The organism is Morganella psychrotolerans (assembly GCF_001676055.1).
Classification (GTDB): Bacteria; Pseudomonadota; Gammaproteobacteria; order Enterobacterales; family Enterobacteriaceae; genus Morganella; species Morganella psychrotolerans_B.
Genome location: NZ_LZEX01000034.1, coordinates 170,165 through 185,842 on the forward strand (window position 1 = coordinate 170,165; position 15,678 = coordinate 185,842).

The 15,678-nt window shown below is 49.5% G+C and carries 14 protein-coding genes; all 14 read left to right on the forward strand.

All coding sequences use genetic code 11. The features are described 5' to 3' along the window. The first annotated feature begins 26 nt into the window (after positions 1-26). The 14 genes from AYY17_RS14690 to AYY17_RS14755 all read left to right on the forward strand — a co-directional run bounded on the left by AYY17_RS14690 (position 27) and on the right by AYY17_RS14755 (position 15,675). Entirely contained in the window at positions 27-233 is a 207-nt protein-coding gene (locus AYY17_RS14690; protein ID WP_067424724.1) for a hypothetical protein, read from the forward strand. Positions 234-248: 15 nt separating this feature from the next. Beyond that, positions 249-1,910, forward strand: a complete 1,662-nt coding sequence (locus tag AYY17_RS14695) for a portal protein (RefSeq protein ID WP_067424726.1) — start codon at positions 249-251, stop codon at positions 1,908-1,910. Beyond that, entirely contained in the window at positions 1,907-2,230 is a 324-nt protein-coding gene (locus tag AYY17_RS14700) for a Bbp19 family protein (protein ID WP_067424728.1), read from the forward strand. The genes AYY17_RS14695 and AYY17_RS14700 overlap by 4 nt, the downstream gene beginning before the upstream one ends. Then, the gene (locus AYY17_RS14705; RefSeq protein WP_067424730.1) at positions 2,227-2,901 is read left to right on the forward strand and encodes a peptidase; all 675 of its coding nucleotides are present in this window, start codon (positions 2,227-2,229) and stop codon (positions 2,899-2,901) included. The genes AYY17_RS14700 and AYY17_RS14705 overlap by 4 nt, the downstream gene beginning before the upstream one ends. A gap of 18 nt (positions 2,902-2,919) precedes the next feature. Continuing rightward, entirely contained in the window at positions 2,920-3,900 is a 981-nt protein-coding gene (locus AYY17_RS14710; protein WP_067424732.1) for a major capsid protein, read from the forward strand. Between the two features lie 54 nt (positions 3,901-3,954). Further along, on the forward strand, positions 3,955-4,386 hold the full coding sequence (locus AYY17_RS14715; protein ID WP_067424734.1) for a Bbp16 family capsid cement protein: 432 nt from the start codon (positions 3,955-3,957) through the stop codon (positions 4,384-4,386). A gap of 8 nt (positions 4,387-4,394) precedes the next feature. Beyond that, the gene (locus AYY17_RS14720) at positions 4,395-4,736 is read left to right on the forward strand and encodes a hypothetical protein (RefSeq protein ID WP_067424736.1); all 342 of its coding nucleotides are present in this window, start codon (positions 4,395-4,397) and stop codon (positions 4,734-4,736) included. Positions 4,737-4,802: 66 nt separating this feature from the next. After that, entirely contained in the window at positions 4,803-5,408 is a 606-nt protein-coding gene (locus tag AYY17_RS14725; RefSeq protein ID WP_067424738.1) for a phage connector family protein, read from the forward strand. Beyond that, positions 5,408-7,870: a phage tail protein gene (locus tag AYY17_RS14730; RefSeq protein ID WP_067424740.1), complete on the forward strand. Its 2,463-nt coding sequence runs from the start codon at positions 5,408-5,410 to the stop codon at positions 7,868-7,870. The genes AYY17_RS14725 and AYY17_RS14730 overlap by 1 nt, the downstream gene beginning before the upstream one ends. 3 nt (positions 7,871-7,873) lie before the next feature. Beyond that, on the forward strand, positions 7,874-8,338 hold the full coding sequence (locus AYY17_RS14735) for a hypothetical protein (RefSeq protein ID WP_067424742.1): 465 nt from the start codon (positions 7,874-7,876) through the stop codon (positions 8,336-8,338). Beyond that, positions 8,338-8,904 (forward strand): hypothetical protein, encoded by a 567-nt coding sequence (locus tag AYY17_RS14740; protein ID WP_067424744.1) that lies wholly within the window; start codon positions 8,338-8,340, stop codon positions 8,902-8,904. The genes AYY17_RS14735 and AYY17_RS14740 overlap by 1 nt, the downstream gene beginning before the upstream one ends. Positions 8,905-8,915: 11 nt before the next feature. Continuing rightward, positions 8,916-11,420, forward strand: a complete 2,505-nt coding sequence (locus AYY17_RS14745; protein ID WP_067424746.1) for a hypothetical protein — start codon at positions 8,916-8,918, stop codon at positions 11,418-11,420. Beyond that, positions 11,417-13,204 (forward strand): hypothetical protein, encoded by a 1,788-nt coding sequence (locus tag AYY17_RS14750; RefSeq protein ID WP_067424748.1) that lies wholly within the window; start codon positions 11,417-11,419, stop codon positions 13,202-13,204. Before AYY17_RS14745 ends, AYY17_RS14750 begins: the two co-directional genes overlap by 4 nt. Positions 13,205-13,209: 5 nt before the next feature. Then, complete coding sequence (locus tag AYY17_RS14755) at positions 13,210-15,675, forward strand: hypothetical protein (RefSeq protein ID WP_067424750.1); 2,466 nt, start codon at positions 13,210-13,212, stop codon at positions 15,673-15,675. The last annotated feature ends 3 nt before the right edge of the window (positions 15,676-15,678 follow it).

Here is a 15,678-nt window from a genome sequence, read left to right on the forward strand (position 1 = left end):
ATTGTTTATTTTAATCGGGGTGATTTATGTGTGGATTCAGTAAGCCGAAAATCAATACGCCGCCGCCGGTACAGGCCGCTCCGCAGGAACAGGATGAAGCTGTTACCAGCAGCCGTGATGAAGAAATGCGCCGCCGCCGTTCCGCGTCAGGTCGTAAGTCAACCATGCTGACCGGCTCGCAGGGGGCCAACGGTGCCGCGTCCACCAGCGGTAAAACGTTGTTAGGCCAGTAATCACAGGGGCGGATAATGTCAGACAGCCTGAAACAGCAGTTAAATAAACAACTCTCTCAACTCAAAGCTGAGCGTCTCTCTTTTGAGCCACACTGGCGTGAACTGTCTGATTTCACCCGTCCACGCAGTACCCGTTTTACTGCCTCGGAAGTTAACCGTGGCGACCGTCGTAACAGTAAGATTATTGACCCTGCTGCCGTCATGGCGGCGCGTACCTTATCCAGCGGCATGATGTCCGGCATTACCAGCCCGGCGCGTCCGTGGTTCCGTCTGGCGACACCTGATCGTGAGCTGATGGATTACGGTCCGGTAAAACTGTGGCTGGAAACCGTCGAACAGCGGATGAACGAAGTGTTTAACCGCTCCAATCTCTATCAATCGCTGCCGCTGATGTACGAAGACTTAGGCACGTTTTCCACCGGTGCAATGGCTGTTGTCGCCGACCCGCAGCGAGTGATACGTACCGTACCGTTTCCGACCGGCAGCTTTTACATTGCCAACGGCGCGGATCTGAGTGTCGATACTGCCGTCCGTGAATTCAGCATGACAGTGCGTCAGGTGATCACTGAGTTCGGTATGGATGCTGTCAGCGATACAGTGAAATCACAGTGGAACAGCGGTCAATACGGGCAGTGGGTGAATGTGGTTCACGCGGTCTATCCGAACCTTGATCGCCAGACAGGCAAACTCGAAGCGAAACACAAGGCGTACAAATCCGTTTATTACGAGGCTAATAGCACTGACGACAAGCTGTTGCGTGAATCCGGTTACGACGAATTCCCGATCATGGCCCCACGCTGGGAAGTGAACGGCGAGGACGTTTACGGTTCATCCTGTCCCGGTATGGTGGCACTCGGTAGTGTGAAAGCCCTGCAACTGCTGCAACGCCGTAAAGCGCAGATGATCGACAAAATCACCAACCCGCCGTTACAGGCTCCGGCCTCAATCAAAAGCCAACGTATTTCGACTATCCCCGGCGGGATTAACTATCTGCCGATGGCAGACGTGAACAACCAGATCAAACCGCTGTTCCAGATCCCTGCTAACGGTACCAACGGCCTGCTGGAAGATATCCAGGACACCCGCCAGATTATCGACCACGCCTATTTCGTTGACCTGTTCCGGATGATGCAGACCATTAATACCCGTTCAATGCCGGTTGAAGCAGTGAACGAAATGCGGGAAGAAAAACTGCTGATGCTCGGACCGGTATTACAGCGCCTGGATTCTGAATTGCTGGATAAGCTGATTAACCGCACGTTCGGCATGATGGCAGAAAACAACCTGCTACCTATGCCGCCGGATAAAATGCAGGGCATGCAGCTGAAAGTCGAATATATCTCCGTTATGGCGCAGGCTCAGAAAGCGATCGGCGTCAGCAGTATTGAGCGTTTCATCGGCTTCACCAGCGGCATAGGTCAGTTCAAACCGGATGCGCTGGACAAAATCAACGTGGACGAAACTATCGACGCCTACGCCGCTTCAATCGGAGTGCCGCCGTCGGTTGTCGCCACCAACGAGCAGGTTGCTCAAATTCGCGAACAGCGGGCACAGCAGCAGGCTATGGCGCAACAGATGCAGATGGCGCAGGCGGCAGTCGGTGGTGCTCAGGCATTGGGTAACACGCCGATGGACGACAATAGCGCACTGGCAGCAATGACAGGCGGCGGGCAATGACGGAACAGCAGGAAAGCTATCTGCTCACACCAGAAGAAGAAGCCGGGCTGGCGATAGAGCGCCGCGAACAGCAAAAACGCGCTGACGCTGATTTAAAAGCCGTTATGTCAACGGAAGAGGGACGCAGGTTTATGTGGGTGCTGCTGAGTGACAGCAATGTATTCAGTTGTTCATTTGCACAGGATCCGTATCTGACAGCCTTTAAAGAGGGCTGCCGTAACTTTGGTTTACAGGTATTTGAGGGGCTTCATCGTGTCTGCCCTGAACTTTACGCACTGATGGCGGGTGAAGCCGCAAAACAACAGGAGAAGCAATCATGAACTTATGGCAGCGCTTAATGATGCGCCGCCTGTGTGAAGAACAGCACACAGAGGGTGGTGACAATGGCGGAGCGGCGACAGGCACGAATGGCACACTGGCTGGCACAGAAGCACCACCGGCAGATAACGGCGGTACGCCTGCGGGTAATGAGCCGGGCAAAGGCGCCGAACAACCGAAAACAGATCCGAAAGCGGCTCCCGGCAAACCAGCCGTAGCCGTGCCTGAAAAGTATGAATTTAAAACCGGTGAAGGTCAGGAGCTGGACGCCGAAGCTGTAAAAGCATTTGAGCCGATCGCCAAAGAACTGAACCTGAGCAATGACCAGGCGCAAAAGCTGGTGGATGTGTACGGTAGCAAGATTATGCCGAAGCTGGTTGAGCAGCAGGCGGCACAGTGGCAGCAGCAGATTGAACAATGGGCGGAGCAGGTTAAGGCAGATAAAGCCCTGGGTTCTGATGAATCTATCGGCTCTGCACAGAAAGCAATGGATAAGTTCGGTACACCTGAGCTGAAAACGTATTTGAACGATACCGGCCTCGGAAATCACCCGGAGCTGGTGCGTATTTTTGCCAATATCGGCAAAGCCATGTCAGAAGACGGTCTTGTCACTGGCAATAGTGGCGGCGGGCAAAGTGCCGCTGCTGTGTTATTCGGGCCAACCGGAAAATAATTAAGCAAGGGGTAAAACATGCCGGCTCTTACGTTACTTGACTGGGCTAAACGACAAGGCCCTGACAGCAAACAGGCGAAAATCGTCGAACTGCTGAATCAGACTAATGAAATTCTGGACGACATGCTGTTTGTCGAAGCCAATCAGGCAACCGGACACCGTACTACGGTGCGTACCGGTCTGCCGTCCGCAACGTGGCGCATGCTGAACTATGGTGTGCCGCCAAGTAAATCAACCACCGCGCAGGTTACTGATACGGTCGGGATGCTGGAAACCTATTCCGAAGTGGATAAAGACCTGGCTGATCTGAATGGTCAGACTGCTGAGTTTTTACTCTCTGAGTCACTGGCGTTTCTGGAATCCATGAATCAGGAGATGGCGGAAACACTGATCTACGGTGATACCACGGTACACCCGCAGCGCTTTACCGGGCTGTCTGCCCGTTTCAACAGTCTGGCAGCCAAGAACGGCGTCAATATCATTGATGCCGGTGGTACGGGCAGCAATCTGACCTCAATCTGGCTGGTGGTGTGGGGTGAAAATACCGTACACGGCCTGTTCCCGAAAGGCTCCAAAGCTGGTTTACAGCAGGAACACAAAGGTCAGGTGACGCTGGAAGATGAAAATGGCGGTAAATATGAAGGGTACCGCACACACTTTCAGTGGAAAAACGGTCTGACTGTCCGCGACTGGCGCTATGTGGTGCGTGTCGCCAACATCGACATCAGCAAGCTGAAGAAAGACCCGGACGCCGCCGGTTCGCTCGACCTGCCTGATCTTCTGATCCAGGCGATTGAGAAGATCCCTAACCTTGCTATGGGTCGCCCGGTAATTTACTGCAACCAGCAAATCCGCAGCTGGATGCGCCGCCAGATTAAGAACTCCAAGAACGTCAATATCTCCATGCAGGAAGTGGCAGGGAAGAAAGTTGTGTCGTTCGATGAGATCCCTGTGCGCCGCGTCGATTCCATTCTGACAACCGAAGGTCAGGTTAAGTAACCGCGTCTGCCGGACGGTATCAGCCTCCGGCAACCTTTTAACAGGGGTAACACAATGATTTTAGATAAAGAAACCATGTTCTCCGTCGATCAGGCGGTAACGGTATCTGCCGCAGGGAAAAGCATTATCGACCTCGGACCGGTGCGCGGTAATTTCCGTGATATCGGTATTGGTGAGCCGCTGGAACTGTTCGCTCAGGTGACTGAGCAGGCGAAAGCTGCCGGTGATGCCACCGTGCAAATCAAACTGGAAACCGCGACTGACAAAGAGTTCACTGCTGCGAAAGCTATCTTTCTGTCTGAGCCAATACCTATTTCATCCCTGAATGCCGGTAAGCGCATTGCCGCTAAATTGCCGCAGGGCGTACTCAAGTTTCTGCGTTTGCAGTATGTCGTGGGTGATGGTCCGTTAACTGCGGGCAAATTTACAGCCGGTATTAACCTGTCTGTGGATGCGCATCCTGTCTATGAAGCCGTCAGCAATTAAGGTGTGACATGTCACGATACAGAATTTTAAAGAAATCATTTCTCGGCGGGCGCCTGCTTTACCCTGGTGAAGAAGTTGAGTTCACCGGTACACCGGGCAGCAATCTTGAGCTGATTATTTCTGATGAACAGGTTGCACCGCCTGCCGGTGATGGTGGTACCGACACTGGTAACCACGGTGATGGCACTAACAGTTCCGGTACATCAGGCGGTGATGGTGGTGCTGATACGGAATTGACTGCACTGAAAGATCAGTACACTCAGTTGTTTGGCAAGAATCCGCATCACAATGCGGGAGCCGATAAGCTCCGCGCTGATATCGACGCGAAACGTAAAGAGCTAGGGGTATAACCCCCGATTCTAAAGGGGGCGAAAGCCCCTTTTTCTTTTTCTGCCTGAGAGTGGGAGATAAGCACAGTGGCATCAGAAATCGAAATCTGCAATATCGCGCTCAGCCGCATCGGTAACAGCCGCTCCATCAACAGCATGACCGAAGCCAGCAAAGAGGCGAACCAGTGCAGCCTGCACTATGAACAGTGCCGTGACGCGGTGCTGTCAGATTTTCCGTGGAACTTTGCCGTTAAGCGTGTGGCACTTGCTGACACCAGCAGCCCGCCGCCGGAATGGCGATTCGCCTACCGCTACCCGACTGACTGCATGAAGGCTATAGCGATTATCCGTCCGGGTGAAAAATATTACCGCCCCGATACGGCGATTCACTTTCAGGTCGGTGCGGATGAAGCTGGTACCGGGAAACTTATTTATACCGATCAGCCTGAGGCGTGGATGCAGTACGTATCCCGCGTGACTGACGTCAATATGTATGACGCCCTGTTTAAAGATGCGCTGGCGTGGCGGCTGGCGGCTGAACTGGCTCGGCCGTTGGCATCGAATGCCGGTATTGGCAATGAGGCAATGCAACTTTACCAGATGACCATTGCCAACGCGGCAGCGCACTCACTGGGGGAATCATCAGAGCCGGTTGATTACATGGATGAATTTACCGCAGCGAGGTTATCGTAATGGCTATAAGCATCATTCAGCCCAGCTTTTCCGGTGGCGAGATAGCGCCGAGCCTTTACGGGCGCGTGGATCTGGCGAAGTACGCCACAGCATTGCGTAAGTGCCGTAACTTCATTGTCCGGCAGTACGGTGGTGCTGAGAATCGTCCAGGCACCCGTTTCATTACCGCGACAAAATACAGTGATAAAAAATGCCGCCTGATCCCGTTTCAGTTCAGTACCGTACAGACCTATGCGCTGGAGTTCGGCGAGCTGTACATTCGTGTGTTCAAAGATGGCGGGCAGGTGCTGTATGCCGCCGGTGAATATGAAGGTGACGTGTTTGAACTGGCAACGCCGTATAAAGAATCTGAGTTGTTTAATCTGAAATTCACACAGTCTGCTGACGTGATGACCATTGTTCACACCGATCACCCGCCGATGGAGCTACAGCGCTATGATCACGATGACTGGCGGCTGGTGGAAGTAGAGACAAAGAACGGTCCGTTTGAAGATATCAACACTGACAAAGCAATAAAAGTACATGCCAGCGCCAGTACCGGCACGGTAACACTGACCGCGACACACAATATTTTCGGCAGCGAACAGGTCGGTAAGCAGTTCTATCTTGAGCAACGCGCCGTTGATGAAGTGCCGGTGTGGGAGACGGATAAAGATACAGCAGTAAACGATCAGCGCCGTGCCGGCAGTCACTATTACCGCGCCAATACTGCCGGAAAGACCGGCACATTGCGACCATCACATACAGAGGGAATGAGCTGGGACGGATGGGGCGGCGATAACGGTATTCAGTGGGAGTATCTTCACAGCGGGTTCGGTATTGCCAAAATTGAATCTGTCGGCGGTGACGGCAAAACCGCCACCGGGAAAGTTATTTCTTATCTGCCGTCAAATGCTGTGACCACGGCAAATGCCAGCCACAAATGGGCGCGGGCAGCATGGAATAAAGAAACCGGCTATCCCGGTACCGTTACCTATTACCAGCAGCGCTTGTTCTTTGCCGGATCCCGTTCACAGCCACAGACGATATGGGCCAGTCGCAGCGGTGATTATAAAGATTTCGGACGCAGCAATCCTATTCAGGATGATGATCGCATCATCTATACCTATGCCGGGCGTCAGGTAAATGAAATCCGACATCTGATTGATGTCGGCTCGCTGGTGGCACTGACCTCAGGCGGTGAATATCAGGTCACCGGCGACCAGAACAAGGTACTGACACCAGCCAGTTTCTCTATGTCGTCACAGGGAGCCAACGGATCCAGTAATCTGCCGCCGATTGCCGTGGCGAACATTGCGCTGTATGTGCAGGAAAAAGGCAGTGCTGTACGTGATCTGGCGTATTCGTTCGATGTGGACGGGTACCAGGGCACTGACTTAACCATTCTCGCCAATCACTTGTTTCAGAAGCATCAGATTGTTGATTGGGCGTTTTCTACCGTACCGTATTCAATCGCCTGGTGTGTTCGTGACGATGGTGTATTGCTGGCATTGACCTATCTGCGCGAACAACAGGTATTTGCCTGGGCACCACAGCATACAGATGGTGAGTTTGAATCGCTCTGCACCATCAGCGAGGGTGCGGAAGATGCTGTTTATTTCGTGGTGAAGCGCAAGATCGGTAAAAAGACCGTCCGCTATGTAGAGCGCCTTGCCGGGCGGTTATTTACCCGGACAGAAGATGCTTTCTTTGTCGATTCCGGTCTGAGTTATGACGGACGCAATACAGATTCTGATAAAACCGTGGTGCTGACCGGCGGTAAAGATGACTGGTCATATCAGGAAGAATACCGGTTGTCTGTGCTCGGTGGTGAAATATTCAAAGAAACGGACATCGATAACGAGATCCACATTGATTACACCGAAGAGGGTGAGCAGAAGATACTGAAATGCCGCATCGTTGATGTTATTAACAGTAAAGAAGTTACGGTGTCACCTAACCGTAACGTACCGTATGAATTACAGAGTGTGATGACATCTGGCTGGGGCTTTGCCCGTAAATTCTTTACCGGCATCGGGCACCTTGAAGGTAAAACAGTGAATGTGCTGGCAGATGCCAATGCCGCACCGCCGGTCATTATCTCCGGGGAGCGCGCAGAAATCGATACACCATCTGTGGTGGTTCACATCGGGCTGCCGATCACCAGTGAACTGGAAACGCTGGATATCCATATCAACGGGCAGGAAACCCTGCTGGATAAAAAGAAACTGGTAAAAGTCGCCAGCCTTATCGTCAATTCCAGCCGTGGTGTGTGGGCCGGTACCGACAAAGAGCACCTGTATGAATACCCGCAGCGGGAATTTGAGTTCTACGATAACCCTGTCGATGATGCGACCGGCATTGTGGAAATCAATCTGGATTCTAACTGGAGCAAAAACGGGCGTGTATTTATCCGCCAGGAGGATCCGCTACCGCTCTCTATCCTCGCTGTTATCCCGCGCCTTGATGTCGGAGGGTTTTAACTGATGGCGCATGTACAGATTGTCCCGGCAACCGCTGAGCATATTCAGCAGCTCCTGCCTTACGTCCGTCAGACTGATCACGATGAGTTCGCGGCATTCTCCGGTCAGACGGCAGAGCAGGTTCTTACCCGGGGTATTACCTGTTCGACAAAGGCGTGGTCTGGTCTGATCAATGGTCAGGTCGTTACAATATTCGGTGTGGCGCCCGGTTCAATTCTGAGCGGTATTGGTATTCCGTGGCTGGTGAGTTCGTCTCACCTTGAAACGCATCAGAAGATATTCCTGCGCCGATGTAAGCCGGTACTTAAAGCCATGCTGGCGGTCTATCCGGTACTGGAAAATTATGTCGATACACGTAATCACGTAGCGAAAGCCTGGCTTCACTGGTTGGGCTTTCGGCTGGAACCGGCGGAACCGGTCGGTTTAATGAAATTGCCTTTCCATCACTTCACCATGAGGGCGAAATAATGTGTGAACCAACCATGCTGGCAGCTGCTGCAATCGGCACCGGCGCCATGCAGGCATACAGTCAGTACACATCCGGTAAATTCAATGCCGATGTGGCAAACCAGAATGCAAAGTTGAGTGATGCGGCAGCAGATGATGCGGTTAACCGTGGCAATGCAGATGCTGAAAAGCAACGAACCCGCGCCCGGCAGCTGGCAGGCACGCAGGCAGCTACCATGTCAGCCAATGGTGTTGACCTCGGTGCAGGTGGTGCGCTGGATATCTTCGGTGACACAGCGGCCATGGGTGAATTAGATGCACTCACAGTGATGAACAACGCTTCCCGCGAGGCATACGGGCACAAGTTACAGGCTGCCAATGACCGTCTCAACGCGAAGATGTCTCGCCGTCAGGGAAATATTGGTGCTATCGGCACTATTCTGACCACGCCGTTGAGTGCGTGGGGTGCATACAAAGTGGCAGGCGGTACCGGAAACCCACTCAGCTTTGGGTCGGAAAGCACTACCACAGGATCTAATCTGTTTGATACAACACGCCAGAGCGGTAATTACGGGCGATTCTTTTAACGGAGGCTGCTATGCCAATTGTACCAACCTATAACGAACGTCAGGTCAGCAGCAGCCTGTTACCATCCAACGGATTCAGTGCACAATCATCACCGGAACACTTTGGTGCAGGGCTGGCACAGGCTGGTGATCAGTATATCAACGCTTTTGCCGAAGCCAAACAGCGCGCTAATGTGGCACTGTCGCAGGATGCGCTCTTGCAGATTCAGGAGTATGCAGACGACCAGTTCCATAACCCGGAATCAGGGCTGTATACCAAGCAGGGAAAGAATGCTGTCGGTCAGTCTGATGAGGTCATGACTAATATTTCCGGCAAATGGAATGAAATGCTGATGCAGCTTCCTGAAGGATCGCGTGAAGATGCCTCAAAACAGTACAGCGTTATGGTAAGGCAATATCACAACCAAGGGCGAACCTATGAGCTTAAAGAGTCTCAGGCGTTTGAGGTGGGTAGAGACAAAGCTATTGTAGCTTCGTATGCAAAAAGCGCATCAGACAGCTTTAATGACCCACGCGCTTTCACCAGTTTCATGGCTCTTGGTCGCCACAATATTATTGAATCTGGTCGTGCTCGCGGGCTGAGTGATGAGGAAATATCGGTCAGGGTTAATGAATTTGATAATGAGACTGCCTGGACGGCAGCACAAAACGCGATGGCTTCCGATTCTATCGGAGCGTTAGGTGCTGTTGGTGAGCCATCAGATATTAGCGGCGCGATGCGTGTTTCTGGTGCACCTTATGATGATCGTGGCTCACGCAATAATAATCCGGGCAATATTCGTATCTCAGATAATAACTGGGAAGGTCAGGTCGGTGATGATGGTGATTTTGTCCAATTTGCCACTCCGGAGCATGGCGTCCGGGCGCTGGGAAAAAACCTGATCACCTACCGTAATAAAGGTGTTGTTACCGTAAATCAAATTATCGGCCGCTGGGCACCAAAGAAAGACGGTAACGATACAGATGGCTACATTAAATTTGTTTCTGAGAAGATGGGAGTTGACCCGAACGTACCGATTGATGTTACCGACATCAATACTCTGAGAAGTATTACCACAGCAATTATGCAACAGGAAGGTAATCACAGCATCAGCGGTGAACAGGTTGATACAGGATTGCAGGCCGCTCTGGGATTAACAAGGCTGCCGGAGCCTGATCCTTCACAGTATCAATCGCGGGGACAGACTGGAAAGGAAGTTAATGCTGGTGGTAATGCATGGTGGCCAATGCTGACCCCTGTCCAGCAGTATCAGATCAGAAAGCAAGGAGAGGCGGCGCAGAATAAGCATCGTCAGGAATATAAAAATATTTTAGATGACAGAGTCAAAGATGCTGAAGCTCAGGCGGCGAGAGGTCTTGTGTATAACAACCCTCCATCACTTAATGATCTTATGTATGCAAATGGTGAATATGAAGGAACCAAAAAATATGAACAACTTCAGAAAACGATAGCGATGGGGGCGGATATAGCCACTGTCCAATATTTATCGCCAAATGCGCAAAAGTCGTTATTGGAATCAAAAAAACCAACAGGTGATTACGATGCATCGAATAACTGGAAACGCTATGACACGCTGGTGAAGGCGGTTGATACTGTTAATAATGCGCGAAAATCAGATCCGATACAATTCAGCATTGATCGGGAAAAGCTTAATCAGATTGATTTCTCTAATACTCAGAGTTTCACAAACTCCCTGAAAGAAAGGTCTGCCAGTGTGACTGATATTTCTAATAGTTATCAGACACCGTTAACTGTTTTTTCCGCTCAGGAAGAAATAACTCTATCTCAGTTAATGGAGAAAGCACCGTCCAGCCAAAAAATTGAATTCCTGGATGCGATGAGGCAAGGGCTTAAAAACAATAACAGTTATACAGCCGCGTTAAGGCAGATCAGTAAATCAGACACATCATTGGCAGTGGCTGGAATGATAATGAATAAGCCGTCCAGTATTACAACTGAATACAACAGAATGAGTAGTGATGTTGTCATGTCACCACAGCAGGCATCGGAGCTGATAGTACAGGGTAATGCAGCCAGGAGATCTGCTAAAGATCTTGTATTACCTAAAGACTCAGAGATGAAGGAAGAATTTGCTGATTTTGTTGGTGATACATTTGCCGGAGATATCGATGGAGCAAATGGTGCATATGAAACTTCAAAAGATGCATATGCCGGAATGATGGCAAAGAAAGGTAATTTGTCCGGAGATTATGATGAAAGCGCATGGAGGCAGGCAATAAATATAGCAACTGGCGGTATCTATGACTACAACGGAAGAGGAAGGGTAATGCTTCCGTGGGGTATGGATAGCGATACATTTAATACCAAAGTTCGTAATCAGTTGATGAGCATGGGGCAAGCTACAGGGTCTTATCCAATTGATGCAGTCGGGTTACAAAGTTTTGGGGACAGCCAATATTTAATTAAGCGGGGCTCTGGCTATTTATTAGATAAGAGTGGATCACCGGTTGTTATTGATTTGTCACAAGAAAAAATCAGGGATATACCGCTATGAGTTACTTTGGATTAAATCAGATTGCTCAGAATCAGGCGTTAGATGAGGCATCAAGAAGCAAACAAAGTGATGATAGTGTTGGTTTTTTTGATGGTGCTTTTACTGCCCCGTTCGCCGGAATGTATACGGGGTTAGTGGCTAAACCAGATCAGGCTCTATGGGGATTAATGGATTCCACAGTTTCCCCGGTAGCCAGAGTACTGAATGAGCATTTTGATTTAAATGATACGTCAGAGCAGTTTATTAAAAATCAGAGAAAGCTGGCGGAGCAGCAAGTTAGGCAACTGACCCCAGACCGTGGCACAACAGGGACTGCTGGTCAGGTATTGTTCAGCTTATTCGATATAGGTAGTCAGGCTGCCGCCGCTTCATTCACCGGTGGAGCGCTTGGCAGCGCCCTTACCGTAGGTGGTTTGCAGGGGTTTTCTGATTATGAAAAATCAGTTGCTGATGGTGTTGCTCCGGGCGTCGCCTCGGAAAAAGCTTTTGGTGAAGGAGTTTTCGCTGCTGGTGGCGTGTTCATTCCCATGTCACTTGGTCTGCGTGGCGGCGGCATCATGGCTGAAAGTGTCGGAAACCAGTTGCTGGCGAAGGGAGGGTCTCTCGGGAAGCCAATGTCAGCGGTAGCTAAAGCCACCCCGGACGTATTATTTGCATCAGGTTCTAACGTTGTCATGGGCATGGCTCAGAGAGGATACTCAGCAAAAGTTCTCGGTGATGCTGGATACAGGGAACTGGCATCACAGTATGAGGTGTTTGATAAGCAATCAATGGCAATTGATGCCGTGCTTGGTGTCGCATTCGGCGGGCTTGGAAGGTACATAAACAGCCGTGGTGAAAATACTGCACTACCGGAATTTAGCGGGTCTCAGATTGATGCTGCATTAACCGCTAACCAGCAGATGCATATGGATATAGATACAGCACCGGGAGTACCTATTAATGCTATGTCGATGGATGGTCACGCACAGGCAATGCGAAAAGCTATGAGTGATTTAGTTCAGGGGGACCTGGTAGATTTAGGAAGTATTTTGGATGGCACTCAGTTCATGCCTGCGAATAAGAGAACGTTGTTAGACACATCGATCCGTGAGGCTATTGGGGTTATTGATGATGGGTCATTAATATCAATGGCAAAAGATGTTCAATTGAAGGAATTATCCGATCAATTAATTAATCGCGGTGAGCGTGAAAACGTAGCGGGTTCAATTCATGATTTAAATTATCGCATTGATCAAAAATCCAGAGAAATAGGCACAATAAATAATCAGAATTTAGTCGGCAGTGGCCGCGAGCTATCCCACAATAGAACAGTAAAACAAAGTGAGTTACGCAGACTCAATAATGAATTAACTCAACTGAAAAGCGAGCTGGAAGTTAAACAGCAAATTGCGAAAGATAATTTTTCAGGCGGGCGTTTTTATGAAGCGAGAGCTGAATTATCCAGGCGTAAGTTAGCTGCGGAACAATCCGAAGAAGCTCTGATGAATTATTTTTCTACCCCAAAGCCACGCGATCGGGTGCAAATTACTTCTGATGAAATGGTTCAGGCAGAAACCTTGGTAAAGGGAGAGCGCATTGATGACGCTGATTCTGATGCATTGAGTGCAAGAATGGCTATCAAAAATAACCCTGATTTAGAGATTGATTTTATTGATGAAGCTGGGAATACATCAAAGGTTAAAGCCTCTGATTTATATTCTGACGCCGTTAAGCAGGCGGAAGATGCTCAGAATGATGCCGGTTTGTTTGATGTTGCAGTTAATTGTTTTCTAGGGAGATAGGTCAAATGAGAGCTGAATGCATACAGGCAGTACAAAATGCCTCAAAACGAGTTTTGACAGCAGCAGAAATTCAAAATATTGAGAGCCGCATCATCCGGAATATGAAGAATCTTGCCAGAAACGATCCATCATCATGGCGGTTACTGAGTGAGTCTGAGCGCCTGCAGCGTGCAGGGCAGACGGCAGCAGAAGAATTACTGCGTGAAGCTAATCTCAAAAAGAGAAGAGTGGCACTGACTATTGCAGCCAGACAAAGACTGGAAGATCACATCAGCAGTTTTAACGGAAGCAAGTTGGAGGCATTAAACCGAACAATTGCGTTCAGTGCGGATGGGAAAAGTAACTTCATGTCTGTGGAAACAAGAGCAAAATCAACCATCAATTATGCGCTTAGTCAATTACATGAGACGTTTGAGGCAGTAGACCCAAAATTTTTCCAACTGTTTGAAGATCACAACGGTGTCCGTGACCTCATATTTGAAATGAAAGGGCAGGATACCAGCAATGTCAGAGCCAAGAAAGGCGCAGCAGCCTGGCATGAGGTAACTACAATGCTGCGGAATAGCTTCAACCGTGCAGGCGGTGATATTGGTCATCTGGAGGATTGGGGATTGCCGCAAAGCCATTCTATGCAGCGTGTTGGGAAGGTAACTAAAGATAAATGGGTATCTGATGTTACCGGAAAACTGGATCGTAATAAATACATTAAAGAAGATGGTTCGCTGATGAATGACACTGAGCTGTCAGCATTTTTGAACTCAGCTTATGAAACGATTGCTACCGGTGGACTGAATAAAATTGCTGAAAAACCAATTGGTATATCGGGTATGCGTGCTAATCGCGGTAATGCGTCAAGGCAGATACATTTTAAAAACGCAGAATCTTACTTGGAGTACCAGCAATTATACGGTGAAAAGGCATTGTGGGATATTATGGTGGGTCACATAGAGGGTCTTGGAAAAGATATCGGGTTGATTGAAACTTACGGACCTAACCCCGATCACGTGTTCCGTAGTTTATTGGATGAAGTTACTGCATCTGAAGTAAAGGGAAGTCCTGCTAATACTGGCAAGATTGAACGCCTGAAAAATAATACGCAAAATCTCTATAATTTTATTTCCGGTAAAACTGCTCCGGTGGCGAACCGGCATATTGCCAAGTTCTTTGATGACATGCGGAATGTGCTAATTGCGAGCAGGTTGGGCTCTGCCTTGTTGTCGTCATTCTCTGATTTAGGCACCATGTATCTGACAGCCAAAGTTAATAACCTGCCATCAGCGCAGTTACTTAAAAATCAACTTGCCGCACTTAATCCAGCGAATAAAGAAGAGTTACGCATGGCTCGTAGAGCCGGACTATCAATGGAAACGTTACTCGGCAGTATTAACCGATGGGCTACCGATAATATGGGGCCATCTAAAGCGCGTTGGGCTGCAAATGCAGTGATGAGAGCCAGCGGGCTGAGTGCATGGTCTGATGCGCACAAAAGGGCTTTCGGTGTAACTATGATGGGAGGCATCGGCAGCCAGGTTAAGCGAAGTAAAAATATCAGCAACCTTGCGGAGGCTGATTTAAAGATCATGAAAAGTAAAGGTGTTACTGATGCGGACTGGTCAGTATGGCGATTGGCTGAACAAGAAGACTGGGGTAATGGTAATAACACTATGCTAACCCCAGAAAGTATTATGCATATTCCTGATTCAGTATTGGTTGAGCGTGGTATTCCGGTCAAAGCAAAATTTGAGGCGGCCAGAAAGTTACTTGGCGCAGTAACCGAAGAAGTAGATATGGCGGTAATATCACCGGGTGCTCGTGAAAGAATGATGATTGGAGCAGGGTTACAGCGTGGTGATCTTAAAGGCGAACTGGTCAGAAGTGTCTTCCTGTTTAAATCATTCCCTATCTCTGTTGTTATGCGCCATTGGGCTCGCGCTATGGGAATGGAATCATCTGGGGGTCGGGTTGCATATCTGGCGGCATTTATTGCTGGTACAACTGTACTTGGGGCGCTTTCCCAGCAGGTCAATGATATGATCTCCGGACGTAATCCTCGGGATATGACCGGTGAGGGTTGGCACAAATTTTGGTTATCAGCATTACTTAAAGGTGGCGGGCTGGGTCTATATGGTGATTTCCTGTTATCAGATCACACCAAGTACGGTTCTGGTGCTTTGGCGTCATTGCTGGGACCGGTGGCAGGGGTTGTTGATGACGCAATTAAAATTGCCCAAGGTGTGCCATTGAATGCGGTAGAAGGTAAACCTGAGCAAACTGCTGGAGATCTCATAAAATTTGGCAAGGGATTGATACCGGGACAAAATATGTGGTACACAAAAGCTGTACTGGATCATATGGTGTTCAACCAGTTGCAGGAGTATTTCTCTCCTGGCTATCTTCGCCGGATGGAGAAACGCTCTAAAAAAGAGTTTAACCAGACGTACTGGTGGCGTCCGCAAGATATGACACCATGATAA

What these genes read in the sequence shown, in the direction of transcription:
- AYY17_RS14690 (WP_067424724.1), top strand. Translation starts at nt 27, where the DNA reads ATGTGTGGATTCAGTAAGCCGAAAATCAATACGCCGCCGCCGGTACAG.
- AYY17_RS14695 (WP_067424726.1), top strand. Translation starts at nt 249, where the DNA reads ATGTCAGACAGCCTGAAACAGCAGTTAAATAAACAACTCTCTCAACTC.
- AYY17_RS14700 (WP_067424728.1), top strand. Translation starts at nt 1,907, where the DNA reads ATGACGGAACAGCAGGAAAGCTATCTGCTCACACCAGAAGAAGAAGCC.
- AYY17_RS14705 (WP_067424730.1), top strand. Translation starts at nt 2,227, where the DNA reads ATGAACTTATGGCAGCGCTTAATGATGCGCCGCCTGTGTGAAGAACAG.
- AYY17_RS14710 (WP_067424732.1), top strand. Translation starts at nt 2,920, where the DNA reads ATGCCGGCTCTTACGTTACTTGACTGGGCTAAACGACAAGGCCCTGAC.
- AYY17_RS14715 (WP_067424734.1), top strand. Translation starts at nt 3,955, where the DNA reads ATGATTTTAGATAAAGAAACCATGTTCTCCGTCGATCAGGCGGTAACG.
- AYY17_RS14720 (WP_067424736.1), top strand. Translation starts at nt 4,395, where the DNA reads ATGTCACGATACAGAATTTTAAAGAAATCATTTCTCGGCGGGCGCCTG.
- AYY17_RS14730 (WP_067424740.1), top strand. Translation starts at nt 5,408, where the DNA reads ATGGCTATAAGCATCATTCAGCCCAGCTTTTCCGGTGGCGAGATAGCG.
- AYY17_RS14735 (WP_067424742.1), top strand. Translation starts at nt 7,874, where the DNA reads ATGGCGCATGTACAGATTGTCCCGGCAACCGCTGAGCATATTCAGCAG.
- AYY17_RS14740 (WP_067424744.1), top strand. Translation starts at nt 8,338, where the DNA reads ATGTGTGAACCAACCATGCTGGCAGCTGCTGCAATCGGCACCGGCGCC.
- AYY17_RS14745 (WP_067424746.1), top strand. Translation starts at nt 8,916, where the DNA reads ATGCCAATTGTACCAACCTATAACGAACGTCAGGTCAGCAGCAGCCTG.
- AYY17_RS14750 (WP_067424748.1), top strand. Translation starts at nt 11,417, where the DNA reads ATGAGTTACTTTGGATTAAATCAGATTGCTCAGAATCAGGCGTTAGAT.
- AYY17_RS14755 (WP_067424750.1), top strand. Translation starts at nt 13,210, where the DNA reads ATGAGAGCTGAATGCATACAGGCAGTACAAAATGCCTCAAAACGAGTT.